The 25652-nt window shown below is 66.8% G+C and carries 23 protein-coding genes; 16 read left to right on the top strand and 7 right to left on the bottom strand.

Going from position 1 to position 25652, the window contains the following annotated elements; translation table 11 throughout:
- Positions 1 to 5: 5 nt before the first annotated feature.
- Together tpiA and IT41_RS11185 are read right to left on the bottom strand one after the other, a co-directional pair.
- Complete coding sequence (gene tpiA, locus IT41_RS11190) at positions 6 to 749, bottom strand: triose-phosphate isomerase (RefSeq protein WP_036741234.1); 744 nt, start codon at positions 747 to 749, stop codon at positions 6 to 8.
- Positions 750 to 838: 89 nt separating this feature from the next.
- Entirely contained in the window at positions 839 to 1210 is a 372-nt protein-coding gene (locus tag IT41_RS11185) for a HesB/IscA family protein (RefSeq protein ID WP_036741231.1), read from the bottom strand.
- A 189-nt stretch (positions 1211 to 1399) separates the two neighbouring features.
- Between IT41_RS11185 and rpsD the strand changes: the two genes are divergently transcribed.
- Positions 1400 to 2020: a 30S ribosomal protein S4 gene (rpsD, locus tag IT41_RS11180; RefSeq protein ID WP_036741228.1), complete on the top strand. Its 621-nt coding sequence runs from the start codon at positions 1400 to 1402 to the stop codon at positions 2018 to 2020.
- Positions 2021 to 2244: 224 nt separating this feature from the next.
- Here rpsD and acnA read toward each other — a convergent pair whose 3' ends face one another.
- A complete protein-coding gene (gene acnA, locus IT41_RS11175) occupies positions 2245 to 5016 on the bottom strand; it encodes an aconitate hydratase AcnA (RefSeq protein ID WP_036741226.1) in 2772 nt (923 codons plus the stop codon).
- A 257-nt stretch (positions 5017 to 5273) separates the two neighbouring features.
- Here acnA and IT41_RS11170 point away from each other — a divergent pair, with 257 nt between their 5' ends.
- From IT41_RS11170 to recN, 13 genes are all read left to right on the top strand, one after another.
- Entirely contained in the window at positions 5274 to 6425 is a 1152-nt protein-coding gene (locus tag IT41_RS11170; protein ID WP_074948103.1) for a DUF1223 domain-containing protein, read from the top strand.
- 187 nt (positions 6426 to 6612) lie between these two features.
- Entirely contained in the window at positions 6613 to 7218 is a 606-nt protein-coding gene (locus IT41_RS11165) for an inner membrane-spanning protein YciB (RefSeq protein ID WP_036741223.1), read from the top strand.
- Between the two features lie 68 nt (positions 7219 to 7286).
- Entirely contained in the window at positions 7287 to 8474 is a 1188-nt protein-coding gene (gene metZ / locus IT41_RS11160) for an O-succinylhomoserine sulfhydrylase (protein WP_036741220.1), read from the top strand.
- 103 nt (positions 8475 to 8577) lie between these two features.
- A complete protein-coding gene (gene folE2 / locus IT41_RS11155) occupies positions 8578 to 9555 on the top strand; it encodes a GTP cyclohydrolase FolE2 (protein ID WP_036741218.1) in 978 nt (325 codons plus the stop codon).
- 138 nt (positions 9556 to 9693) lie between these two features.
- Positions 9694 to 9984, top strand: coding sequence for a hypothetical protein (locus IT41_RS11150; RefSeq protein ID WP_139221685.1), 291 nt, complete (start codon positions 9694 to 9696; stop codon positions 9982 to 9984).
- A 55-nt stretch (positions 9985 to 10039) separates the two neighbouring features.
- Positions 10040 to 10960: a UDP-N-acetylmuramate dehydrogenase gene (murB, locus tag IT41_RS11145; protein ID WP_036741359.1), complete on the top strand. Its 921-nt coding sequence runs from the start codon at positions 10040 to 10042 to the stop codon at positions 10958 to 10960.
- 175 nt (positions 10961 to 11135) lie between these two features.
- Positions 11136 to 12014, top strand: a complete 879-nt coding sequence (locus tag IT41_RS11140) for a D-alanine--D-alanine ligase (protein ID WP_036741214.1) — start codon at positions 11136 to 11138, stop codon at positions 12012 to 12014.
- The gene (locus tag IT41_RS11135; RefSeq protein ID WP_052081444.1) at positions 12002 to 13021 is read left to right on the top strand and encodes a cell division protein FtsQ/DivIB; all 1020 of its coding nucleotides are present in this window, start codon (positions 12002 to 12004) and stop codon (positions 13019 to 13021) included. The genes IT41_RS11140 and IT41_RS11135 overlap by 13 nt, the downstream gene beginning before the upstream one ends.
- A 21-nt stretch (positions 13022 to 13042) precedes the next feature.
- A complete protein-coding gene (ftsA, locus tag IT41_RS11130; protein WP_036741212.1) occupies positions 13043 to 14377 on the top strand; it encodes a cell division protein FtsA in 1335 nt (444 codons plus the stop codon).
- A gap of 216 nt (positions 14378 to 14593) precedes the next feature.
- Positions 14594 to 16213: a cell division protein FtsZ gene (ftsZ, locus tag IT41_RS11125; RefSeq protein ID WP_036741210.1), complete on the top strand. Its 1620-nt coding sequence runs from the start codon at positions 14594 to 14596 to the stop codon at positions 16211 to 16213.
- 233 nt (positions 16214 to 16446) lie between these two features.
- Positions 16447 to 17388: a UDP-3-O-acyl-N-acetylglucosamine deacetylase gene (lpxC, locus tag IT41_RS11120; protein ID WP_036741208.1), complete on the top strand. Its 942-nt coding sequence runs from the start codon at positions 16447 to 16449 to the stop codon at positions 17386 to 17388.
- A gap of 131 nt (positions 17389 to 17519) precedes the next feature.
- Positions 17520 to 18359, top strand: a complete 840-nt coding sequence (locus IT41_RS11115) for an outer membrane protein assembly factor BamD (protein WP_036741200.1) — start codon at positions 17520 to 17522, stop codon at positions 18357 to 18359.
- 6 nt (positions 18360 to 18365) lie between these two features.
- The gene (gene recN / locus IT41_RS11110) at positions 18366 to 20015 is read left to right on the top strand and encodes a DNA repair protein RecN (protein WP_036741197.1); all 1650 of its coding nucleotides are present in this window, start codon (positions 18366 to 18368) and stop codon (positions 20013 to 20015) included.
- 157 nt (positions 20016 to 20172) lie between these two features.
- Here the strand turns inward: recN and IT41_RS11105 are convergent, their stop codons facing one another.
- The 4 genes from IT41_RS11105 to IT41_RS11090 all read right to left on the bottom strand — a co-directional run bounded on the left by IT41_RS11105 (position 20173) and on the right by IT41_RS11090 (position 24082).
- Positions 20173 to 20502, bottom strand: a complete 330-nt coding sequence (locus IT41_RS11105) for a hypothetical protein (protein ID WP_036741194.1) — start codon at positions 20500 to 20502, stop codon at positions 20173 to 20175.
- Positions 20503 to 20582: 80 nt separating this feature from the next.
- A complete protein-coding gene (gene mmsB / locus IT41_RS11100; RefSeq protein WP_036741191.1) occupies positions 20583 to 21458 on the bottom strand; it encodes a 3-hydroxyisobutyrate dehydrogenase in 876 nt (291 codons plus the stop codon).
- A complete protein-coding gene (locus IT41_RS11095; protein ID WP_036741188.1) occupies positions 21455 to 22462 on the bottom strand; it encodes an enoyl-CoA hydratase/isomerase family protein in 1008 nt (335 codons plus the stop codon). Before IT41_RS11095 ends, mmsB begins: the two co-directional genes overlap by 4 nt.
- A 120-nt stretch (positions 22463 to 22582) precedes the next feature.
- Entirely contained in the window at positions 22583 to 24082 is a 1500-nt protein-coding gene (locus IT41_RS11090) for a CoA-acylating methylmalonate-semialdehyde dehydrogenase (RefSeq protein ID WP_036741185.1), read from the bottom strand.
- Positions 24083 to 24214: 132 nt separating this feature from the next.
- Here IT41_RS11090 and IT41_RS11085 point away from each other — a divergent pair, with 132 nt between their 5' ends.
- Both IT41_RS11085 and IT41_RS11080 read left to right on the top strand, forming a co-directional pair.
- On the top strand, positions 24215 to 25108 hold the full coding sequence (locus IT41_RS11085; protein WP_036741182.1) for a LysR family transcriptional regulator: 894 nt from the start codon (positions 24215 to 24217) through the stop codon (positions 25106 to 25108).
- A 100-nt stretch (positions 25109 to 25208) separates the two neighbouring features.
- On the top strand, positions 25209 to 25646 hold the full coding sequence (locus tag IT41_RS11080) for a CBS domain-containing protein (protein ID WP_036741178.1): 438 nt from the start codon (positions 25209 to 25211) through the stop codon (positions 25644 to 25646).
- The last annotated feature ends 6 nt before the right edge of the window (positions 25647 to 25652 follow it).

Raw genomic sequence — 25652 nt, 5'->3', positions numbered from 1 at the left:
ATCGGTTACGCTGCGGAAAGCGCGGCGACAATGGGGCCGAAATCCGCGGCTTTCAGGCTGGCGCCGCCGACCAGCGCGCCATTGACATGCGCAATGGCAAAGATTTCCGCCGCATTGCCCGGCTTGACCGAGCCGCCATAGAGCAGCGCCATATCCGCGCCATCGGCGAAACGCGCGGCCAGGCGGTCGCGGATCAGCGCGTGGACCTCGGCGATCTGGTCATTCGTCGGGGTGCGGCCGGTGCCGATTGCCCAGACCGGCTCATAGGCGATGACGGTGTTGGCGGCGCTGGCCCCTTCCGGGACCGAACCGGCAAGCTGGCTGGCAATGACATCCAGCGTCTGGCCGGCATCGCGCTGTGCCTCGGTCTCGCCGAGGCAGATCACGGCGATCAGGCCGGCGGCATGGGCGGCCACGGCCTTGGCCTGCACTTCGGCATCGGTTTCGCCGTGATCGGTGCGGCGCTCGGAATGGCCCAGGATGACATGGCTGGCGCCCGCGTCCCGCAGTTGGGCGGCGGCGATATCGCCGGTATGCGCGCCCGAGGCGCTGGCATGGCAGTCCTGGCCGCCGATCGCGATGCGCCCCTGCGCGCGCGCCGCCATCGGCTGGATCAGGGTTGCGGGCGGGCAGATCAGGATGTCGCAGCCGGGCGCGGGCTGATCGGCGACGAGCTGGTCGATCTGATCCAGCGCGGCCAGGGTTCCGTTCATCTTCCAGTTACCGGCGGCGAGTTTGCGCGGGGCCATCTGCCTCTCCCTTGTCAGCGTTCGGCCAAGGCTTAGGCCGGGTCGCGCCGGCGTTCAAGGTGAAGCAGGGGCACGGGCGCGGAAAAGCGCTAGGCCTGCGCGCGCGACCCTTCGAGCGGGGAAAAGCTGACCGATTCGCCACAGCCGCAGGCATCGGTCACGTTCGGGTTGCGGAACTTGAAGCCGGATTCCAGCAGATCGGTTTCATAGTCGATTTCCGTGCCGAACAGGAACATCTGCGCGGTGGGCGCGATCAGCACGCGCGCCTCGCCCTGCTCGACGACCTCATCGCCGGGCTGGGCGGTCTCGGCCAGCTCCATCGTGTATTCCATGCCTGCGCAGCCGCCCTTTTTCAGGCCGATGCGCAGCCCGGCTGCGGATTTCGAGGCCATCAGCCGGGCGATCTGGCGCTCGGCCGCCGGGGTGATGCTCACGGGGGACTTTCCGGGGATCGAAAACATCGCGGGTCTTTCCTGTTCGCTGCCTTTCACATAGGGGCAGGGGGGGCGCGGCTCAAGGGGTGCTTGACACCCGCTGCGCTGCGGCTATAAGCGCCGCTTCATTGGTGTTGGTGGCCCCCGCAAGGGGAACCCTGTCAGGCATTATGCCAAAGGACAACGCCCTTCGAAACAAAAAGAAGGAGATCAGCCGTGACCAAACGCACGTCTGCCAAGTACAAGATCGACCGCCGCATGGGCGAAAACATCTGGGGCCGCGCCAAATCCCCGGTCAACCGCCGCGAATACGGCCCCGGCCAGCACGGCCAGCGCCGCAAGGGCAAGCTGTCGGATTTCGGCACCCAGCTGCGCGCAAAGCAGAAGCTCAAGGGCTATTACGGCGATCTGACCGAAAAGCAGTTCCGCCGCATCTATGCCGAGGCCGAGCGGGTCCGCGGCGATACCGGCGAGAACCTGATCGGCCTGCTGGAGCGCCGGCTGGACGCCGTCGTCTACCGCGCCAAGTTCGTGCCGACCATCTTTGCCGCGCGCCAGTTCGTGAACCACGGCCATATCGAGGTGAACGGCAAGCGCGTCAACATCGCCTCGTATCGGGTGAAAGAGGGCGACGTCGTCTCGGTCCGCGAGCGTTCGCGCCAGCTGGCCATCGTGCTGGAAGCGGTGCAACTGCCCGAGCGCGACGTGCCGGACTATCTGGAAGTCGACCACAACAAGATGACCGCGACCTTCGTGCGCATGCCGGCCTTGGGCGATGTGCCCTATGCCGTGCAGATGGAGCCGAATCTGGTCGTCGAATATTACGCCAAGAACTGATCCCTTCCGGATCAGGGCAAGTGGCCAGGCCGTCCCGTTCGGGGCGGCCTTTTCGCGTCGTGCCGGGGACGACATGGATATTTGTGTGAAGAAGAAACCCGGGCGTGGGCGCATTCCGGCGGGCGGCTGATTCTGGCGGCGGGGCCGGGGCAGGCGGTCGCGGTGAGCGCGCATGAAAAAGGCCCCGGATCGCTCCGGGGCCGTTTGTCTTTCGTCTGTTCCGATCAGGCTTTCGCCAGATTGCGCAGCACGTAATGCAGCACGCCGCCGTTTTCGAGATATTCGATCTCGACCTCGGTATCGATGCGGGCTTTCAGCTGGATCGTCTTTTCCGTGCCATCGGCATATCTGATCGTCGCGGGCACCAGCGCGAGCGGCGCCAGATCGCCTTCGAGCCCGCCGATCGAGATGACCTCATCGCCCTTCAGGCCCAGCGTCTTGCGGTTGTCGCCGCCGGTGAACTCGAACGGGATGACGCCCATGCCCACCAGGTTCGAGCGGTGGATGCGCTCGAAGCTTTCGGCGATCACCGCCTTGACGCCCAGGAGGTTGGTGCCCTTGGCCGCCCAGTCGCGCGACGAGCCGGCGCCGTATTCGATGCCGCCGACCACGACCAGCGGGACGCCCGCGTCCTTATAGGCCATGGCGGCGTCGTAGATTGCCGCCTGCTTGCCGTCGGGCCCTTTGGAATAGCCGCCCTCGACCCCGTCCAGCATCTCGTTCCTGATGCGGATATTGGCGAAGGTGCCGCGCATCATCACCTCGTGGTTGCCGCGCCGCGAGCCGTAGCTGTTGAATTCGCGCGGCGGCACCTGACGTTCGGTCAGGTAGCGGCCGGCCGGGGTGCTTTCCTTGAACGAGCCGGCCGGCGAGATGTGGTCGGTGGTGATCATGTCGCCCAGAAGCGCCAGGATGCGGGCGCCCTCGACATTGCTGATCTTGCCCTTTTCCTTGGACATGCCCTGGAAATAGGGCGGGTTCTGGATATAGGTCGAGGTCGGCGGCCAGTCATAGGTCTCGCTGTCGGTGACCTCGACCGCCTGCCAGCGCTCGTCGCCCTTGAACACGTCGGCGTATTTTTCCTGGAACATCTCGCGGGTGACGACGGTATCGACCAGTTCCGCGACTTCCTTCGAGGTCGGCCAGATATCCTTGAGATAGACGGGCTTGCCCTCCCTGTCGAAGCCCAGCGGCTCGGTCGTCAGGTCGATATTCATGTCGCCGGCGATGGCATAGGCCACGACCAGCGGCGGCGAGGCCAGGTAGTTGGCGCGCACATCGGGCGAGATCCGGCCCTCGAAGTTGCGGTTGCCCGACAGGACCGAGACCGCGACCAGATCGTTCTCGTTGATCGATTTCGAGATTTCCGCCTGCAGCGGCCCCGAGTTGCCGATGCAGGTGGTGCAGCCGAAACCGACGAGGTTGAAGCCGAGCGCGTCCAGATCCTCCTGCAGGTTGGCGGCTTTCAGATATTCCTCGACCACTTGGCTGCCGGGCGCCAGCGAGGTCTTGACCCAGGGCTTGCGATTGAGGCCAAGCGCGCGCGCCTTGCGGGCGACCAGCCCGGCGGCCATCAGCACATAGGGGTTCGAGGTATTGGTGCAGGAGGTGATCGAGGCGATCACGACCGAGCCGTCATGCAGCTGGTAATCCTCGCCCTCGACAGCGCCGGCCTTGTAGCCTTCGTGATGGCCGGGCAGGTCGTTGGGGGCGGGGGCGCCGCCCTCGGCGCTCCAGGCGCGGGTGCCGTCGCGCTGCGGTTCGGCCAGCTTGCGGGTGCCGCAGATATATTTGCGGAACTCATAGGCCGAATCGGTCAGCGGAACGTGGTCCTGCGGGCGTTTCGGACCCGAGATGGCGGGCACGACATCGCCCTGGTCCAGTTCCAGCGTCGAGGAATAGACGGGCGCGTAATCCTTGCCGCGCCAGAAGCCGTTCTGCTTGGCATAGGCCTCGACCAGCGCGATGCGGTCTTCCTCGCGGCCGGTCTGGCGCAGGTAGCGCAGGGTTTCGTCATCGACCGGGAAAAAGCCGCAGGTGGCGCCGTATTCGGGCGCCATGTTGGCGATGGTGGCGCGATCTGCCAGCGGCATGTGGTCCAGCCCCTCGCCGTAGAATTCGACGAACTTGCCGACCACGCCATGGGCGCGCAGCATGGCCACGACCTTCAGCACGAGGTCGGTGGCGGTCACGCCCTCGCGCAGGGCGCCGGTGATCTTGAAGCCGACGACCTCGGGGATCAGCATCGAGATCGGCTGGCCCAGCATCGCGGCCTCGGCCTCGATGCCGCCCACGCCCCAGCCCAGCACGGCCAGGCCGTTGACCATGGTGGTGTGGCTGTCGGTGCCGACCAGCGTGTCGGGATAGGCGACCTGACGGCCGTTCTGATCGGTGTCGGTCCAGACGGTCTGGGCCAGGTATTCCAGGTTCACCTGATGGCAGATGCCGGTGCCCGGCGGCACCACCCGGAAGTTCTTGAACGCCTTCTGGCCCCATTTCAGGAACTGGTAACGCTCGATATTGCGCTCGTATTCACGCTCGACGTTGAACTGAAAGGCGCGGGGCGTGCCGAATTCGTCGATCATGACCGAGTGGTCGATGACCAGATCGACCGGGTTCAGCGGGTTGATCTTCTGCGCGTCGCCGCCCAGGGCCTTGATGCCGTCGCGCATCGCCGCCAGATCGACCACCGCCGGAACGCCGGTGAAGTCCTGCATCAGCACCCGGGCCGGGCGATAGGCGATCTCGCGCGGGTTCTTGCCGCCCTTTTCGGCCCATTCGGCAAAGGCCTTGATGTCGTCCACGCTGACCGTGCGGCCGCCATCCTCGTAACGCAGCAGGTTTTCCAGCACCACCCGCAGCGAGGCCGGAAGCTTCGAGAAATCGCCAAGGCCGGCCTCGGTCGCCGCCTCGATCGAATAATAGGCATAATCCTGTCCGCCAGCCTTCAGCTCGCGGCGGGTCTTGGCGGTATCGGTTCCGGTTTCGATGGGCATGCTCGGCTCCCTATCCTTGACAAAGGTGGCTGATTGGCAATGTTTCCCGGCTCATGTGCCCCTTTTCGGGTATCGGATCAAGGGGGGAGACGGAATTTGTATGCGATGGTATGCAGTATTTTCCCGCAGATGCGCGATGTGCCTATCACGTCACGATCACGCTGCGCGAACGGCGCGCTAACAAAGCATTGATTTGTCGCGACCATATGAGGCGGTTTACCTGATAGCCATTCGGAAGGGCCGGGAATGACGGAAAAATGGCGGTGACGCGGATCAGTTTGGGGCGGGCCGGGGCGGTGCGCCTGCCGGCCGGCCTGTGGCGTCTTGCGGCGGTGGCATGGATCGGGATTGCCGCTGCGAACGGCATGGCCATGGCGCAGGAGGCAGCGCCGGGCGAGGTCGCGGATCAGGATGTCCGGACGCAGATCCTGCCGCCCGCCACGGCCGACGGGCGCGATGCCGGACTGCCCGATGCCATCGAGGATGTGCCGGACGCGCTGCCCGCCCCGGTTGACATGGCGGAACCGGCCGCCGCGCCGGCGTCCGACGAGCCCGAGGATGACGGCATTGTCGGCCTGATCGAGGCGCCCGAGGGCGTCGCAGGTTTCGCGGCCGATCATCTGGACCCCGAAGCGCTGCCCGACGATCTGACCGGCCCCGGCATCGCCTCCTTCGCCGAGGTAAGCTCGCAATCGGCGGCGCGGGCGCGCATGCTTGGCCCGATCGGCCATCCGCCGGTGGTGGTCGAGCTTTTCACCTCGCAGGGGTGTTCGTCCTGCCCGCCGGCGGATCGGATGCTGGCCGATCTGGCCGAGCGCAAGGACGTGCTGGCGCTGTCATGGCATGTCGATTACTGGGATTACCTGGGCTGGGCCGACCGGTTCGCGCGGCCCGAATTCACCCGGCGGCAACAGGCCTATGCGCGCGCCTCGGGCGAGCGTGCGATCTATACGCCGCAGATGATCCTGGGCGGAACCGAGACGCTGATCACGCTGCGCCCGGCCGAACTGATGGCGATGCTGCAGGCGCAGATGGCCCGCCCGGCCCAGGTCATGGTCACCGCGACTCCGCAGGATGACGGCTACCGGATCGAACTGACCCCGCGCGCCGCCATTCCGGGACGGGTCGCGATCGTCCTGGTTCGCTATGCGCCGCGCCGCAAGATCACCATCCAGGCGGGCGAAAATCGCGGCGCGGCGATGGAATATCGCAATGTCGTCCTGTCGGCCGAGCGGATCGCCGAATGGGACGGCCGCGTGCCGCTGCGCATGACGGTGCGTCCCGGCGCCAGCAGGGCCGATGGCGACGCCTTTCCCGCCGATACGCGTCACGCCATCCTCGCGCAAGAGATCGACAGCCGCAGCAAGCGCGCCAGCGGCGCCATCCTGACCGCGATCCGGCTGGACTGAGCGGCCGGGCGGATGCGGCCCGGCCCCGCCCTTTCACAAGCCGCCCTTTCACAAAGAATTTGGCCGCCGCGCACGGCCTTCGCTGCGCTGTGCGCTTGCCCGGCGGGCGAAGCTGGGCCTAAAAGCGGCATGGCGGCCTCGGCCCGGGGCCGCCACGCCGCCTGAAACATTGCCGCCGGAGGCCCGAATGTCCGCACCCCGCAAGATAAACCCCTGGCTCAAGGCCGGGCTGGAATTCGGCCCGCTGATCCTGTTCTTTGTCGTGTTCATGCGGCTGCGCGACCGGACCGTGACGCTGGCCGGCACGGAATATTCCGGCTTTATCGTGGCGACCCTGGTCTTTGTCCCGGTGCTGGTGCTCTCGACGCTGGCGCTGTGGCGGCTGACCGGCAGGCTGGCGCCGATGCAGATCGCGACGCTGGTGCTGGTGGTGATCTTTGGCGGGCTGTCGGTCTGGCTGAACGATCCCAGATTCTTCAAGGTCAAGCCGACGATCATCTATCTGATCTTTGCCGGGCTGCTGGGGTTCAGCCTGATCCGCGGCCGCAACTGGCTGGAGCTGGTCATGGCCGAGGCCCTGCCCATGCGCCCCGAGGGCTGGCGTATCCTGACCCTGCGCATGGCACTGCTGTTTCTGGGCCTGGCCATCGCCAATGAGATTGTCTGGCGCAGCATGTCCGAAACGGCATGGGTCAATTTCAAGACCTTCGGCCTGCCGGCGATCATGATCGGCTTTTTCGTCGCCAATGCGCGCCTGTTCGAGCGCTACGCGCTGCCCCGCGACGGGGACTGACCCCGCGGCCCTTGCGTCACCCGGCGGGCAGGAGTAACCCGATATTCCTGACCCGAAGGAGTCCGCCCATGTCCGACAAGCCGCCCTCGCCGCCGCTGCATCCGCGCACCCGCGCCGTCCATCACGGCATCCGCCGCAGCCAGTATGGCGAGATGTCCGAGGCGCTGTTCATGACGCAGGGCTTTGCCTATGACAGCGCCGAACAGGCCGAGGCGCGCTTTATCAGCTCGGGCCCCGACGAGTTCATCTATGCCCGCTACGGCAACCCGACCTCGCGCATGTTCGAGGACCGCATCGCCGATCTGGAAGGAACCGAGGACGCATTCGCCACCGCCTCGGGCATGGCGGCGGTCAATGGCGCGCTGATGTGTTTCCTGAAACCCGGCGATCATGTCGTGTCGTCGCGGGCGCTGTTCGGCTCCTGCCTTTACGTGCTGGATCTGCTGGCCCGTTTCGGGGTCGAGGTGTCTTATGTGGACGGCACCGAACCGGACCAGTGGCGCGATGCGATCCGACCCGATACCCGCGCGGTCTTTTTCGAATCCATGTCCAACCCGACGCTTGAGATCGTCGATATCGAGTCCGTGGCCGGGCTTGCCCATGCGGTCGGCGCGACGGTGGTGGTGGACAATGTCTTTACCACGCCGGTCTATTCCCGCGCCGTCGCGCAGGGCGCCGATGTCGTGGTCTATTCCGCGACCAAGCATATCGACGGCTCGGGGCGCTGTCTGGGCGGGGTGATCTGCGGCACGCGCGACTTCGTGCGCGGCGCAGCCGAGCCCTATCTGAAACATACCGGCGGCGCGATCAGCCCGTTCAACGCCTGGCTGATGCTGAACGGGCTGGGGACGATGGATCTGCGCGTGCGCGCCCAGACCGAGAACGCGACCCGGCTTGCCACGGCGCTTGCGGGCGATGCCAGGCTGACGCGGGTGATCTATCCCGGTCTTGCCAGCCATGCCCAGCACGATCTGGCCATGCGCCAGATGGGCGGCGCCGGCGGCACCATGATCGCCGTCGATATGGGCAGCAAGCAGGCGGCCTTCGCGGCGATGAACCGCATGCGGATCTTTCAGATCTCGAACAATCTGGGCGATGCGAAATCCATCGTCACCCATCCCGCGACCACCACCCATCAGCGCCTGTCCGAAGAGGCGCGCCAGGGGCTGGGCATCACCCCGGGTCTCGTGCGCCTGTCGGTCGGGATCGAGGACGCCGACGATCTGATCGCCGATTTCCGTCAGGCCATGGCCTGACACGGGAAGGGGCGCGCGCGCATGTACGAAAGATCGCCGCGCCCCTTTCGCTTTCCGCCCGCGGTTCCCAGATAGGGGGTCGGGCCAGCCAGGAAGGAGCCAGATGACCGATTCCCGTCCCGTCGCGACCGAGCGCGCCTATCCGGCGCTGTCGCGCGAATACCCCGAGGATTTCCGCGTCGATGCCGGCTACCGCGCCAGCCTGCCGGATCTGCAGAACGGCCCCGCCAGCCTGATCGTCGGCGCCCATGCCCCGATCCAGCATGTCGGCATCTCGAATTTCCGGCTGCCCATCCGCTATCAGACCCGCCCCGGCCCCGATGGCGGCGGCGAGATCACGCTGGAGACCAGCGTCACCGGCACCGTCAGCCTTGAGGCGGATCGCAAGGGCATCAACATGTCGCGCATCATGCGCAGCTTTTACGCCCATGCCGAAAAGCGGTTCTCGATGGGCGTGCTCGAGGCGGCGCTGGACGATTACAAATCCGATCTGGACAGTCTGGACGCGCGCATCCAGATGCGGCTGAGCTATCCGATGCGGGTGGAATCGCTGCGCTCGAGCCTGTCGGGCTGGCAATATTACGATATCGCGCTGGAACTGGCCGAACGCGCCGGGCAGCGCCTGCAGATCATGCATTTCGACTATGTCTATTCCTCGACCTGCCCCTGTTCGCTGGAACTGTCCGAACATGCGCGCCAGATGCGCGGCCAGATGGCGACGCCGCATTCGCAGCGCTCCATCGCGCGGATCTCGGCGGTGACGCAGGGCGATACGCTGTGGTTCGAGGATATGGTCGAGCTGTGCCGGCGCGCGGTTCCCACCGAAACCCAGGTGATGGTCAAGCGCGAGGACGAGCAGGCCTTTGCCGAGCTTAATGCCGCGAACCCGATCTTTGTCGAGGACGCGGTGCGGGCCTTTGCCGCGCAGCTGATGGCCGAGCCGCGGCTGGGCGATTTCCGGATCATCGCCAGCCATCAGGAATCGCTGCATTCCCATGATGCGGTCAGCGTGCTGACACGCGGCGAAACATTCGCCCAGGCCAGCCTGAACCCGGCGATCTTTGCCGGCCTGCGCGCCTGAAAGAACCGCCGGAAGCGCCTGTTCACGGGTGCCGCCCCATTCGGCCCCTGCTCCATCTTGTCGCAGGGCGCCGTGGCGCGATTGCTCCGGAACCCTGTCCGCGCTAGGCTGGCGCGGCTTGACGCAAAGGGGATGCAGATGGACTCGCCGCTGGACCTGATCCTGCCGACACTGGCCGCCTTTACCCTGCCGGGGATCGCGGCCTGGTATCTCGCCCGCCGGCACGGGCTGGCGGTGTTCTGGGCCAGTCTGATCGCCGGGGCGCTGATCATGCTTTACGGCTGGTTCACCGCCCGCCCGACGCTTGCCCCCGATGTCGCCAGCCGGCATACGCTGGTGATCTATTTCGTGCTGCTGCCGGCCTTCATGTCGATGGTCTTCGGCGCGATTGTCGGCGCCTGGCAACATCGCGCCCATGGCGCGCCCTGACGGCCCGCGTCCTGCCGTGTTGACGCCCGGCGCAAGGCTGGCTACCAGCATCGCCATGACGCGTGAACTTCCCACCCCTCGCGGCGCGCTGACGCCGGACCGGCCGCTTGACAGCCTGACCTGGCTGCGGGTCGGAGGCCCTGCCGACTGGCTGTTCCAGCCGGCCGATCAGGCCGATCTGGCCGATTTCCTGCGCGATCTCGACCCCGGAATTCCGGTCTTCGCGATCGGCGTCGGCTCGAACCTGATCGTCCGCGACGGCGGCATCCGCGGCCTGGTCGTCCGTCTGGGGCGCGGCTTCAATGCCATTGAAATTCAAGAGGATACCGTGACTGCCGGCGCCGCCGCGCTGGACGCCCATGTCGCGCGCAAGGCGGCCGAGGCGGGGTTGGATCTGACATTCCTGCGCACCATTCCCGGCAGTATCGGCGGCGCGGTGCGGATGAACGCGGGCTGCTATGGCTCTTATGTCGCCGATCACCTGATCTCGGTCCGGGCGGTGGCGCGGGACGGCGCCGTCCACGAAATCCCGGCGGCCGATCTGCGTCTGGCCTATCGCCATTCCGAGATCCCCGAGGGCTGGATCATCACCCAGGCACGCCTGCGCGCGGATCGCGGCGAGCCGGGCGCGCTTGCCGCGAAAATGCAGGACCAGCTTGACCGCCGCGATGCCAGCCAGCCGACCCGCGACCGCAGCGCCGGCTCGACCTTCCGCAACCCGGCGGGGTTTTCCTCGACCGGCCGCGCCGACGATTCCCATGAGTTGAAGGCCTGGTCGCTGATCGACGCGGCGGGGCTGCGTGGCCACCGTCTGGGCGGCGCGCAGATGTCTGAAAAACATCCGAATTTCCTGCTGAACGCCGATCACGCGACCGCCGCCGAGCTTGAATCCCTGGGCGAACTGGTCCGCCGGCGGGTGCGCGAGACCAGCGGCCACGATCTGCAATGGGAGGTGATCCGGGTCGGCGAGGCCTGATCCGCGCAAACCCGCCCAGCCGCGCGAAAATATTTCGCCATGCGTGAAAAGGGACTTTTGCGCAGCCCCTTCAGCGGCTATCCTGTCGGCATAGAAACGTCCGGATCAACCGGACGGATGAGGCAGAAAATTGGCGGGCAGGTCGAGCAGGACAGCCCCGAACGTCGTCGTCCTGATGGGCGGCCCCTCGGCCGAGCGCGAGGTGTCGCTGTCGTCGGGGCGTGAATGCGCGCAGGCGCTGCGGCAGGCGGGCTATGAAGTCACGGAACTGGATGCGGGCAGGGATCTGCCCGCGCGCCTGGCGGAATTGCAGCCGGGCATGGTCTTCAACGCGCTGCACGGCCGCTGGGGCGAGGATGGCTGTGTGCAGGGGCTTCTGGAATGGCTGGGCGTTCCCTATACGCATTCCGGCGTGCTGGCCTCGGCGCTGGCGATGGACAAGACCCGGGCCAAGGCTGCCTTTCGCGCGGCCGGGCTGCCAGTGGTCGACAGCCTGATCGCCGATGCCGACGAGGTGCGCGCGCGCCACGTCCTGCCGCCGCCCTATGTCGTCAAGCCCAATGACGAAGGCTCCTCGGTCGGGGTCTATATCGTGCATGAGGCCGCCAATTCCCCGCCGCAGCTTTCCGATCAGATGCCCGCGCGCGTCATGGTCGAGGCCTATGCTCCGGGCCGTGAACTGACCGTCGCCGTGCTGGGCGAGCGCGCCCTTGGCGTGACCGAGATCGTGACCGAGGGCTGGTATGATTATGATGCGAAATACAAGCCCGGCGGCTCGAAACATGTGATCCCGGCGGCGGTCCCGGATGACATCGCCGCCGCCTGCCGCGACTATGCCATCCGCGCCCATCAGGCACTGGGCTGCCGCGGCCTCACGCGCACGGATTTCCGCTGGGACGACAGCCGCGGGCTGGACGGGCTGATCCTGCTTGAGATCAATACCCAGCCGGGCATGACGCCGACCTCGCTGGCGCCCGAACAGGCGGCGCATGCGGGAATGGATTTCCCCGCCCTGTGCCGCTGGATCGTCGAGGAGGCGCTATGCAGGGGCTGAACCTCTTTGGTCGCGGGCAGGCCTCGGGTGCCCGTCCGGCGCCGGTGCGCCACGCGCCCGCGCGCCCGGCGCCGCTGCCTCAGGCCGCGCCACGGCGCGACCCGGCGCCCTCGCGGCTGGCCTATCGCCTGAACCGGATGATGCTGCGGCCGCTGATGCGGCGGCTGATCCATGTCGGCCTGCCTGCCTTTCTGGCGGCGCTGGTCGCCGGCATCTGGCTGTCCGACGATACCCGCCGCGCCAACCTGACCGGCGGGATCGACGGCATCATCGACCGTATCCAGAACCGCGAGGGGTTCATGGTCAGGATGATGACCATCGAGGGCGCGTCGCCGGCGGTGGACAAGGGGCTGCGCGCCATGCTGCCGGTCGATCTGCCGGCCTCCAGCTTCGATATCGACCTGGGCAAGCTGCGCGAGCGGGTGCTGATGCTTGACGCCGTCGAGACGGTCGAGCTGCGCATCAAGCCGGACGGCGTTCTCTCGGCGGTGGTGACCGAACGGGTGCCTGCGGTGCTGTGGCGCCATGCGCGCGGCATCGAGTTGCTGGACAAGACCGGCCACCGGGTCGCCTCGGCCACGTCGCGCGACGTGCGCGAGGATCTGCCGATCATTGCCGGGATGGGGGCGGATCTCGCCGTGCCCGAGGCGCTGGCGCTGATCGATGCCGCCGGGCCGATCCTGCCGCGCATTCGCGGGCTGGAACGGATGGGCGAACGGCGGTGGGATCTGGTGCTGGATCGCGACCAGCGCATCAAGCTGCCCGCCGAGGGCGCGCTTCAGGCGCTGGAACGCGCCATCGCGATGGACCGCGCCCAGAGCATGCTGGACCGCGATATCCCGGTCGTCGATCTGCGGCTGAGCGCGCGCCCCGTGGCGCGCCTTGGGCTGGACGCGCAGAACGCCATCCGCCGGGCGCGGGGACAGCCGGAACTGGGTCCGGACGGTCTGCCGATCGATCCGGCCAAGGCGAAGAAACCTCATGGAAATTCGGGAAATCACGGCTAGTCAATTGAAGGGGTGGGGGAAATGAAGGATCTGTATCAGGGCCAAAGGGCAATGCGGAACATGCGCCGGCAGGCCATGCAGCGCGGCGTCATTGCGGTTCTCGACATCGGAACCTCGAAGATCGCCTGCCTCGTGCTGCAATTCGACGGGCCCAGCCAGTTCCGCGAGACCGACGGCGTCGGCCCGATGGCCGGCCAGTCGAATTTCCGCGTGATCGGCACCGCGCATACCCGCTCGCGCGGGATGCGCTTTGGCGAGATCCACGTCATGGCCGAAACCGAGCGCGCGATCCGCACCGTCATCCAGTCGGCGCAGAAAGTGGCCGGCGTGCGCGTCGATCACGTCATCGCCTGCATCTCGGGCGCGCGGCCTGCCTCATACGGGCTGGCGGGCGAGATCGCGCTGAGTTCCGGCAAGGTCGCCGAGCAGGACGTGGCGCGGGTTCTGGCCTCGTGCGAGGTGCCCGATTTCGGGCGCGGGCGCGAGGTGCTGCATGCCCAGCCGGTGAATTTCGCGGTCGACGGCCGCTCGGGACTGTCGGACCCGCGCGAGCATGCCGGCGGCAAGCTGGCCTGCGACATGCATGTGCTGACCATCGACGGCGATGCGGCCGGCAATCTGGTCCATTGCATCCGGCGCTGCGACATGGAACTGGCGGGCGTGGCCTCGGCCTCCTATGTGTCGGGGCTGGCGGCGCTGGTCGAGGATGAACAGGAACTGGGCGCGGCCTGTATCGACCTGGGCAGCGGCACCACCGGCGTATCGGTTTTCATCAAGAAACACATGATCTTCGCGGATGCTGCCAGAATTGGCGGAGATCTGATCACGCAGGATATCGCCAAGGGACTGCGCGTCAGCTACAGCGTGGCCGAGCGGCTCAAGACCTTGCATGGCGGGCTTGAGGCGACCGGGCGCGACGACCGCGAAATGATCGAACTGGGCGGCGAGACGGGCGATTGGGAAACCGACCGCCGCCGCGTCAGCCGCGCCGATCTGATCGGCATCATGCGGCCGCGGGTCGAGGAAATCCTGGAACAGGTCGGCGAGATCCTGAATGCGGCGGGGTTCGATTACATGCCCTCGCGCCAGATCGTGCTGACCGGCGGCGGCAGCCAGATCCCGGGGCTGGACGCGCTGGCGGCGCGCATGCTGGGCCAGAATGTGCGCATCGGCCGGCCGTTGCGCATTCAGGGCCTGCCGCATAATGCCACGGCGCCCGGATTTTCCTCGGCCATCGGGCTGGCGCTGCTGACCGCGCATCCGCAGGACGAATGGTGGGATTTCGAGATGCCCGCCGACCAATATGCCCGGGGCAGTCTGCTGCGGGCCTATCGCTGGTTCCGAAACAACTGGTAGTTGATCGGAGCCTTGATCCGGTGGTGAGGCGGCTTCGCCCCACCACATGCTGGAGAATGGGCGATATACCGCCAATCGAGGGCGCCGGAACCGCCATATTTTGTGGTGTCCCGGTCTTTTTCGGGTGACGCTGGATGCGAATCTGGCTAGTCTGGCGGGTATAAGGGGATTCGACCGGGCGGCATGTCCGGCATAACAAACGAGGGCAGGCGAGACATGGAACGGCAGATCCACCTGATGCTGAACGATGAACAGGAGCTTAAGCCGCGCATCACCGTTTTCGGCGTCGGTGGTGCTGGCGGCAACGCGGTCAACAACATGATCGACAAGCAGCTTGAGGGGGTCGAATTCGTCGTCGCGAATACCGACGCCCAGGCGCTGCAATCCTCCAAGGCGGACAGCCGCATCCAGATCGGTCCCAAGGTGACCGAAGGTCTGGGTGCCGGCGCCAAGCCCTCGATCGGCGCCAAGGCGGCCGAGGAAACCATCGAGGATATCGTCGATCACCTGATGGGCGCGCATATGTGCTTCATCACCGCCGGCATGGGCGGCGGCACCGGCACCGGCGCCGCCCCGATCATCGCCCAGGCGGCGCGCGAAATGGGCATCCTGACCGTCGGCGTGGTGACCAAGCCCTTCCAATTCGAGGGCAGCAAGCGGATGCGGCAGGCCGAAGAGGGCGTCGAGGCCCTGCAGAAGGTCGTCGATACGCTGATCATCATCCCCAACCAGAACCTGTTCCGGCTGGCCAACGAAAAGACCACCTTCACCGAAGCCTTCGCCATGGCCGATGACGTGCTGTATCAGGGCGTCAAGGGCGTGACCGACCTGATGGTGCGCCCGGGTCTGATCAACCTCGACTTCGCCGACGTGCGCGCGGTGATGGACGAGATGGGCAAGGCGATGATGGGCACTGGCGAGGCCTCGGGCGAGAACCGCGCCGTGCAGGCGGCCGAAAAGGCGATCGCCAACCCGCTGCTGGACGAGATCAGCCTGAACGGCGCCAAGGGCGTGTTGATCAACATCACCGGCGGCTACGACCTGACCCTGTTCGAAATGGACGAGGCGGCCGAGAAGATCCGCGAAAAGGTCGATGCCGATGCCAATATCATCGTCGGCTCGACCCTGGATCCGGATATGGAAGGCGCGATCCGCGTCTCGGTCGTGGCCACCGGCATCGACGCTTCGGCGGCCGAGCTTCCGGCCCCGCGCCGTGGCATGAAAGAGCCGCTGACCCAGAACCCGCAGGTCGCGCAGAAAACGGTCGAAGAGGAACTGGCCGTGCCGCCGCGCCGCACCGCCCCGGTCGCGGAAACCGCCGAGCGCCAGGACCCCGCGCCCAAGCCCGCGGCCGCCGCCGCGCGCTACGAGGACGAGGACATGCCGCGCCCGGCCTATCAGCCCGAGGCGCGCAAGCCCGCCCCGTCGCAGGCGGATGCGCTGAACGCGGATTCCGGCAGTTTCGTGGCGCCGCGCCGCGCCGCCGGACAGCCCTCGGACGCGGTGATGGAGCGGCTTGCGGCGGCGGTGCAGCGGGCGCCGGAACGCCAGGCCGCGGCGCAGCAGCGCAACCATCCGCAGGCGCAGCACCCCGCCGATGATCCGCGCAACAATCCCGGCCGCATGGGCGGGCTGTCGCGGATGCTCGAGCGGATCTCGGGCCATGGCGAGCAGGCCGAAAAGCCTCCGGCGGCGACCATCGCCGAGCGGGTGAACGAACGTGTCGCGGCGCGCAAGAGCAGCGGATTCGATGCCGGTTTCGACGATCTGGCAAGCCCGGATCGCGCCGGTGACAATGTCGAAATTCCGGCTTTCCTGCGTCGTCAGGCGAACTGAACCGTTCACAAATATTTCGCAAAACCATAAAAGGGGCCGTGTAATCGGCCCTTTTTTCATTTTGTTTCAAGCCGTTGCTGTGCTGCGGCGAAAACTGGCGAAATATGGCTGCCGAATGTTACACGCGGTCACAATTCGTTAGTTGAGTGTCCGCGAGCCTGTGCCTAACTGATGTTGAACGCGGAGCAAGGGCTTCGCGCATAACAGTGAATACAGAAGCGGCAGGCAGTCTCATGCAGACGACAATAGCTCGGAAGGCCCGGTTTCGCGGGGTTGGCTTGCACTCGGGTGCGGCCGTCCGGCTGGCGATTCTGCCAGCCCCCGCGGATCACGGCATCGTTTTCCTGCGCACCGATCTGGGCGGCGTGCGTATCCCCGCGCGTTGGGACAGGGTCTCGCCCTCGCAGCTTTGCACGCTGCTCGACAATGGCGATGGCGTCACCGTCTCGACGGTCGAGCATGTGATGGCGGCGCTGGTCGGTACCGGCATCAACAATGCGCTGGTCGAGGTGAACGGCCCCGAGGTCCCGATTCTCGACGGTTCCTCGGCGCCCTTCGTGCAGGGTATCCTTGATGCCGGGCTGCGCAGGCAGCCTGACGCGCCCCTGCGCGCGATTCGCGTGCTGCGCCCGGTCGAGGTGCAGCAGGGCGAGGCTTTTGCCCGGCTGTCGCCCGCCGACCATCTGGAGATCCATTTCGATATCGATTTCGTCGATGCCGCGATCGGACATCAGGAAAAGCGGCTCGACATGGCCAATGGCACCTTCGTGCACGAACTGATGGACAGCCGCACCTTCTGCCGTCAGGCGGATGTGGTCAGGATGCAGCAGAACGGGCTGGCGCTTGGCGGTACCTACCTGAACGCGGTTGTGATCGATGGCGACAAGGTTCTGTCGCCCGGCGGCTTGCGTCACCGCGACGAGGCGGTGCGCCACAAGATGCTGGACGCCGTGGGCGATCTGGGCCTGGCGGGCGCGCCGCTGCTGGCGCGCTATACCGGCCACCGTGCCGGCCACGCGATGACCAACAGGCTGCTGCGCGCGCTTTTCGCCCGGCCCGATGCCTGGGAATGGATCACGCTGACCCCGGCGATGGAAAGCCGCCTGCCGGGCGCCGGCCTGATCGCCGCGACCCCGCACATCGTTTCGCGGATGCCCGAACTGGCCGTCGCCTGATCGCGACGGCAGGGCCCCGAAATATTTCCGGTTTTGGCATTTTGCGCAGCCAGATTTTCTGTGCTAGGAGGTCGGGGCTTGCGCGGGAAAAACCGCGCGAGGCGACGTAAGATTCTGACAGGCAGGATAATATGACGGGCAACAGATCGGGTTTCTTGGTCGCGGCTGTGCTGTCGGTCGGCCTGTTGGCGGGATGCGGGGGCGGCAACAATACGCCCCAATCATTCGAGAATTTCACTGCCGAGGAAATCTACAAGCGCGGCGAATACGAGCTGGAGAATTCGCGCAGGCCCGAGGACGCGGTGCGCTACTTCACCGAGGTCGAGCGGCTTTACCCCTATTCCGAATGGGCCAAGCGCGCGCTGATCATGCAGGCCTATTCCTATCACCGCGCGCGCGACTACGAAGAGGCGCGCGGCGCCGCGCAGCGCTTTATCGACACCTATCCGGGCGATCAGGACGCGGCCTATGCGAAATATCTGCTGGCGCTCAGCTATTACGACCAGATCGACGAGGTGGGCCGCGACCAGGGCCTGACCTTCCAGGCGCTGCAGGCGCTGCGCGAGGTGATCGAGGAATATCCCAATACCGAATATGCGCGCTCGTCGATCCTGAAATTCGACCTGGCTTTCGACCATCTCGCCGCCAAGGAGATGGAGATCGGGCGCTATTATCTCAAGCGGGGCCATTATTCGGCCGCCATCAACCGTTTCCGCGTCGTGGTCGAGGAATTCCAGACTACCACCCATACCCCCGAGGCGCTGATGCGTCTGGTCGAGGCCTATCTGGCGCTTGGCCTGAACGATGAGGCGCAGACGGCGGGGGCGATTCTGGGCCATAACTTCCAGTCCTCGCCCTTCTATCAGGATGCCTATGCGCAGCTTCGCGGCCGCGGGCTGGAGCCGCAGGCGCGTGGCGACAGCTGGCTGACCCGGGTCTATCGTCAGGTCATCCAGGGCAAGTGGCTGTAAACGGCGATGCTTCGGCATCTCGACATCCGCGACATGCTGCTGATCGACCGGCTTGAGCTTGAGTTCCGGCCGGGCCTGAACGTGCTGACCGGCGAGACCGGCGCCGGAAAGTCCATCCTGCTGGATTGTCTGGGCTTTGTTCTGGGCTGGCGGGGCCGCGCCGATCTGGTGCGCGCCGGCGCCAGTCAGGGCGAGGTCACGGCGGTGTTCGACCTGCCGCCCGATCATCCCGGTCGCGCCGTGCTGGACGAGGCCGGCTTTGCCGTCGGGGACGAGCTGATCCTGCGCCGGGTGAATGGCGGCGACGGGCGCAAGACCGGCTGGATCAACGACCGCCGCGCCTCGGGCGAGGTGCTGCGGGCGCTGTCGGAAACGCTGGTCGAACTGCATGGTCAGCATGACGATCGCGGGCTGCTGAACCCGCGCGGCCATCGCCAGCTTCTGGATGCCTTTGCGCTGCTCGATACCGGCCCGGCGCGGGCCGCTTGGGCCGCCCGGCGCGAGGCACGCGCCGCCCTTGCCGGGGCCGAGGCCGCGCTTGCCGCCGCGAAAAGCGAAGAGGATTTCCTGCGTCACGCCGTGACCGAACTGGACAAGCTGGACCCGAAGCCGGGCGAAGAGGCGGAACTGGACAGCCATCGCCGTGCCATGCAGGGCGCCGAGCGGATTCGTGAGGATGTCTCGCGCGCGTTGCAGGCCCTGGGCGCCGAAGGGGCCGAGGGCGCGATGCTGGATGCCGTGCGCTGGCTTGACGGCGCCGCCGACCGGGCCGAGGGGCGGCTGGAGGCGCCGGCGGCCGCGCTGCAAAGGGCGCTGATCGAACTGGGCGAAGCGGTGTCGGGCGTCGAGACGGCGCTGGCGGCGATGGATTTCGACCCCGGCGAGCTCGAGGCGACCGAAGAGCGCCTGTTCGCCCTGCGCGCGCTGGCGCGCAAGCATGACGTTCTGGCCGACGATCTGGCCGGGCTGGCCGATCAGTTGCGCGACCGCCTTGGCAGGATCGACGCCGGCGCGGGCGAGATGGCGCGGCTCGCGGATCAGGTGGCGGCGGCCGACGCGGCCTATGACAGCGCCGCCGCGGCGCTGACCGCCCAGCGGTCCGAGGCGGCCGGGCGGCTGGATGCCGCGATGGCGGCCGAGCTCGCGCCGCTGAAGATGGAGCGGGCGGTGTTCGAGACCCGGCTTTCCGAGGCCGAGCCGGGCCCCGAGGGGCGCGACGCGGTGGTCTTTGCCGTCGCGACCAATCCGGGAGCGCCGGCCGGGCCGCTGGACCGTATCGCTTCGGGCGGGGAACTGTCGCGTTTTCTGCTGGCGCTCAAGGTCTGCCTGGCGCGCGGCAACGATGCCTTGGTGCTGATCTTCGACGAAATCGACCGGGGCGTCGGCGGCGCCACGGCGGATGCGGTCGGCCGCCGGCTGGCGCAACTGGCCAGCGGCGCGCAGGTGCTGGTGGTGACGCACAGCCCGCAGGTCGCGGCGCTTGGCGCCAATCACTTCCGGGTCGCGAAATCGGTTGCGGCGGGAATGACCACCTCCAGCGTGACGGCGCTGGATGACGGTGAGCGGATCGAGGAAATCGCCCGCATGCTTTCCGGCGAGGAAATCACCCAGGCCGCCAAGCAGGCCGCCCGCGCGCTATTGCAGGGCCGTGGCTGAAGCGTTTCGGGGCGAGTTTGAGCCATTGACGCTTAAGCGGTGAGCGTCTGCCCGGGTGGGCGCGGAACGCGCCCGCCATGGGGCGGGCGGACGCGTGCCTGCCGCTGGCGCGACAGGCGGGCAGAGCGGAAATGCCTCAACCTTGATCCGAAACGCGTTAATCCAGGATCTGCTCGACCTGCCGGATGATCGACAGGACGCGGCCGCTTTCCGGATCGAAACGGATCAGCCGGTCATCCATGATGCCATAGGCGCTGCCGGCGGGGGGCTGGCTCATGCCGTAAAGGCCGGGCCGGGAAACGCGGTGCAGACCGCCGCCGTCGATGATCTGACCGACCTGCAAGCCGCCCCGCGCGGGCGCGATCGCCTGCGCGGCGGCGTCGTCCGCCGGCTGCGGCATCAGGCCCGCCTGTTCGGCCATGGCGGCCGAGCCAAGCGCGGCGGCCGTGCCCAGCATGACAAGCATCTCAAGGCGATGGCGGAACATGGTATTCAGCCTGACATTGCGGCGTTCATCGGGGTAAACGCCTCAGCGCCCGTTTTGGCTCCCACGGAGTCGCTGAAAATTCAACCCGGGCGCCGGCGCTCCGCGATCCATGGCAGCACGGCCGAGAAATCGCGCCCTTTGCCATCCTCCTGCTCGACGAAGCGGGCATAAAGCGCGGCGGCAAGCTCGCCCATCGGCGTATCCGCATCGGCGCTTTCGGCGGCCTGCTGGCTCAGCCGAAGGTCCTTGAGCATCAGTTCCGAGGCAAATCCCGGCCGGTAGCCGTCATCGGCGGGCGATGCGGGGCCCACACCCGGCGCCGGGCAATAGGCGTTCATGCTCCAGCTATAGCCCGACGAGGTCGAGACCACGTCGAACATCTTTTGCCGGTCCAGGCCCAGCTTGTCGGCCAGCGCGAATGCCTCGCAGGTGGCGATCATGGTCACGCCCAGGATCATGTTGTTGCAGATCTTGGCCGCCTGTCCGGTGCCTGATGCGCCGCAATGCACGGCTTTCTGCCCCATGATGTCGAAGAGCGGCCGCACCCTGTCGAATGCCTCGGGCGCACCGCCCACCATGAAGGTCAGCGTACCCGCCGCCGCGCCGCTGATCCCGCCCGAGACCGGCGCGTCCAGCGCGCCAAGCCCGGCCCCGGCGGCCTGTTCCGCGACGGCGCGGGCGCTGTCGACATCCACGGTCGAGCAGTCGCAGAGCACCGCGCCCCGGGCCATGGCGGGGATCACCTGATCCGCGACGGCGCGCAGGATCGCGCCATTTGGCAGCATGGTGATGACGATCTCGGCCTCGTGCGCGGCCTCGGCGGCGCTGGCGCTGGCGGTGACGCCCTCGGGCATCGGCGCGGCCAGGTCGAATCCCGCGACCCGGTGCCCGGCCTTGACCAGATTGGCGGCCATCGGCCCGCCCATATTGCCCAGCCCGATGAACCCGATCTTCATGATGCGTCCTCCCATGTGATTTCCTCCGGCCCCAGCGATGCCAGCATGGCCGCGACATGCGCCGGGCTGGCATCGGCCGCCCATTGCGGGTTGCGGTCCTTGTCGATGATCTGGGCGCGCACCCCTTCGAGGAAATCGCCCATTTCGGTGGTGCGCGCGGTAAAGCGCATCTCGCGCGCAAGACTGTCGCGTATGCTGGCATCCCCGCGCGCGGCCCGCACCAGTTCCAGCGTCGCCGCCATCGACAGGGGCGAGGCGCGGCGCAGCGGCTTCAGCGCCGCCTCGTCGCCGGATGCCTCGAGCGCGGCGATGATCTCGGCGACCGTCGCCCCGGCAAAGGCCGACAGATCGGCGCCGGCCAGCGGCGCCTCGGGGCGGGGATGGGGCGCGATCACGCCTGGATCGCCGGTCTCGGCCAGCCGGTCGATCAGGCCGGGCCATTCCGATTCGGGGATGAAGTGATCGGCGAAACCGGCCCAGATCGCATCGCCCGCGCCCATGCGTGCGCCGGTCAGGCCCAGATATTCGCCGGCATGATCCGGCGCACGGGCCAGCAGCCAACTGCCGCCGACATCCGGGATCATGCCGATGCCCGTCTCGGGCATGGCGACCTGCGTCGTCTCGCCGACGATGCGGTGGCTGGCATGGCCGCCGACGCCGACCCCGCCGCCCATGACGAAACCCTGCATGAAGGCGACGATCGGTTTCGGATATTCCTCGATCCGCGCGTTCATCCGGTATTCGTCGCGAAAGAAGTCCCGGCCGGGCTGATGGTCGCCCTGGCGCGCGGCGTGATAAAGCGCGGCGATATCGCCGCCGGCGCAAAAGGCGCGCTCGCCCTCGGCATCGACGATGATCAGGGCGACCTCGGGGTCGTTCTGCCATGCGCGCAGCGCCGCGTCGATCTGCAGGGCCATCTCATGGCTCAGCGCGTTCAGCGCCTTGGGCCGGGTAAAGGTGATGCGCCCGGCGCGGCGGTCCTTGCGGGTGGTCAGATCGGCCATCCGATGCCCCTTGGCTTGGCTTTGCGTTCCATGCTTCCCCCCTTGGTCGGTTTCGTGCGAATTCTGACGCCGCTTGCAGGATATGAAAAGGGCGGGGGTTTCGCGCCCCCGCCCGCAGGATCAGTCCAGCGCCTTGAAGTTCAGCGCCGCGCCGTCCTTGATCCCCGAGAACCAGCGGGCCGTCACCGTCTTGGTCTTGGTATAGAAGCGGAAGGCATCGGGCCCGTACTGGTTCAGGTCGCCGAATGCCGATTTCTTCCAGCCGCCAAAGGTATAGTAGCTCAGCGGCACCGGGATCGGGAAGTTGACGCCGACCATGCCGACATTGACCCGGCTGGCGAAATCGCGCGCCGTGTCGCCATCGGCGGTATAGATCGCGGTGCCGTTGCCATAGTCGTTATCCATGACCAGCTTCAGCGCGTCCTCATAGGTTTTCGCGCGCACGCTGGACAGGACCGGGCCAAAGATCTCTTCGCGGTAGATTTCCATGTCGGGGGTGACATGGTCGAACAGCGACGGGCCGCAGAAAAAGCCGTTCTCATAGCCCTGGATCTTCAGGTCGCGGCCATCGACGACCAGTTTCGCGCCCTCATCCACGCCCGAGGCGATCAGCCGGTTGATCCGCTCCTGCGCGGCCTTGGTGATCACCGGACCGAAATCGACATCGTCGCCGGCGGTATAGGGGCCGACTTTCAGCTTTTCGATCTTGGGCACCAGCCGCTCGATCAGCGCGTCGGCGGTCTCGTCACCCACCGGCACCGCGACCGAGATCGCCATGCAGCGCTCGCCCGCCGCGCCGAAACCGGCGCCCAGCAGCGCATCGGTCGCCTTGTCCAGATCGGCATCGGGCATGATCAGCATGTGGTTCTTGGCACCGCCGAAACATTGCGCACGCTTGCCGTTCGAGGCCGCGCGGCCATAGATATATTGCGCGATCGGGGTCGAGCCGACAAAGCCCACCGCCTGAATGGTCGGATGGTCCAGGATCGCGTCGACGATTTCCTTGTCGCCATTGACCACCTGCAGCACGCCATCGGGCAGGCCGGCCTCTTGCGCCAGTTTCGCCAGCGCGATCGAGGTCGAGGGCACGCGTTCGGACGGCTTCAGGATCATCGCATTGCCCGCCGCCAGCGCCGGGCCCATCTTCCACAAGGGGATCATGGCCGGAAAGTTGAACGGCGTGATCCCCGCCACCACGCCCAGCGGCTGGCGCATGGAATAAAGGTCGATCCCCGGGCCGGCATTGTCGGTATATTCGCCCTTGAGCAGCGCCGGCGCGCCCATGCAGACCTCGATCACCTCAAGGCCGCGCTGCACGTCGCCACGCGCGTCGGGCAGGGTCTTGCCGTGCTCCCGGCTGACCAGCTCGGCCAGCATGTCCATATTGTCGTGAATGAGCTGGCCGAACCGCATCATCACCCGCGCGCGGCGCTGCGGGTTGGTGGCCGCCCAGCCGATCTGGGCCTTTTCGGCGCTGTCGATGGCGGCGGCCAGTTCCGTGGCGCTGGCCAGCGGCACCCTGGCGATCACCTCGCCCGTCGCCGGGTTGAAGACATCGCTGAAACGGCCCGTGGTGCCTTTGGCTTCCTTGCCGTCGATCCAGTGGCAGAGTTCTTGCATCCGATCCTCCCATGAAGTGGAAATGTCCTTGTCATGAGGCAATCTAATCGTGCAGCATTGCCGGGCAAAGAGGAAACATGGCAAAACAGCCTTGCGTTTCTGCAAAGCTCGGGGCGATGCCGGGGGACGGCGATGGATTGGGACGACATACGCATCTTTCTGGCCGTGGCCCGGGCCGACAGCCTGTCCGGGGCGGGGCGGCGTCTGGGGATCGACGCCTCGACCGTCGGGCGCCGGGTGGCGCGGCTGGAAACGGCCCTGGGCGCCAAGCTTTTCGTCAAGATGCCGCAGGGCTACGCGCTGGCCCCCGAGGGCGAGCGCCTGCTGCCCCATGCCGAGGCCGCCGAGGCGGCGCTGTCGGGCGCCGAAGAGGCGCTGTCCGGCCCGGGCGATCTGGCCGGGCAGCTGCGCATCGGCGCGCCTGATGGCTGCGCGAATTACCTGCTGCCGCAGATCTGCGCCCGCATCTGCGAGGCCCATCCGGGGCTGGAAATCCAGATCGTCGCGCTGCCGCGGGTCTTCAGCCTGTCGCGCCGCGAGGCGGATATGGCGGTCGCCGTCTCGCAGCCGCAGGCGGGGCGGCTGGTCGTGCAGCGCCTGACCGAATATCACCTGCATCTTGCCGCGCATGAGGATTATCTGCGCGCCCATCCGCCGATCCGCGACCGCGACGATCTGCGCGGTCACCGGATGATCGGCTATATCTCGGACATGATCTTTGACCGTGAACTGGACTACCTGACCGAAACCGGCATGGAATGGGCGCAGATGACCTCGAATTCGGTCTCGGTCCAGATGCAGGCGATCCGCGCCGGGGCGGGGCTGGGCATCGTGCATGATTTCGCGATTCCCTTTTGCCCCGGCGTGCGGCGCGTGCTGACGGATCAGATCTCGCTCGCACGCAGCTTCTGGCTGATCCGCCATGCCGATGACCGCCGGTCGCAGCGGATGAACCGGCTGGCCGAAGCGCTGGCGCAGGGCATCCGGGCCGAAGTCGCGCGGCTTCAGGCGCAGGTTTCGCCGTGATGGCCGGCCGCGGCAATGTCCCACTTGACGCAAACACGGGTTGCGGTGACCTTGACAGTCACAGGCAGCTATCGACAGCCCGACCGCAGGAGGAATAACAATGCTCGTCAACCAGATAATCTCGATGAAGCCCAGCGGCGACATCATCACGATCGGCCCCGAGGCCAGCGTCGCCGATGCGGTCCGGCTGCTGTCGGACAAGCGGATCGGTGCGGTCGTGGTCTCGCGGGACGGAAAAACCCCCATGGGCATCCTGTCCGAGCGCGATATCGTGCGCGAGATGAGCAAGGATGGCGCCGGCGTGCTGGAGCGGCAGGTCAGCGATCTGATGACCAGCAAGCTGGTCACCTGCAGCACCGGCGAGGACGCGATGGTGATCCTGGAACAGATGACCAATGGCCGCTTTCGCCACATGCCGGTGGTGAACAATGCCGGCGAGATGGTCGGCATCATTTCGATCGGCGATGTCGTCTCGGCCCGGCTCAAGGAGCTGAGCGCCGAAAAAGAGGCCCTGACCGGCATGATCATGGGCAACTGAACGCGC

This window comes from Paracoccus halophilus, from assembly GCF_000763905.1.
Lineage (GTDB): Bacteria > Pseudomonadota > Alphaproteobacteria > Rhodobacterales > Rhodobacteraceae > Paracoccus > Paracoccus halophilus.
The sequence above is the reverse complement of the archived record's forward strand: the minus strand, read 5'-3'. Positions and strand labels throughout refer to the sequence as shown.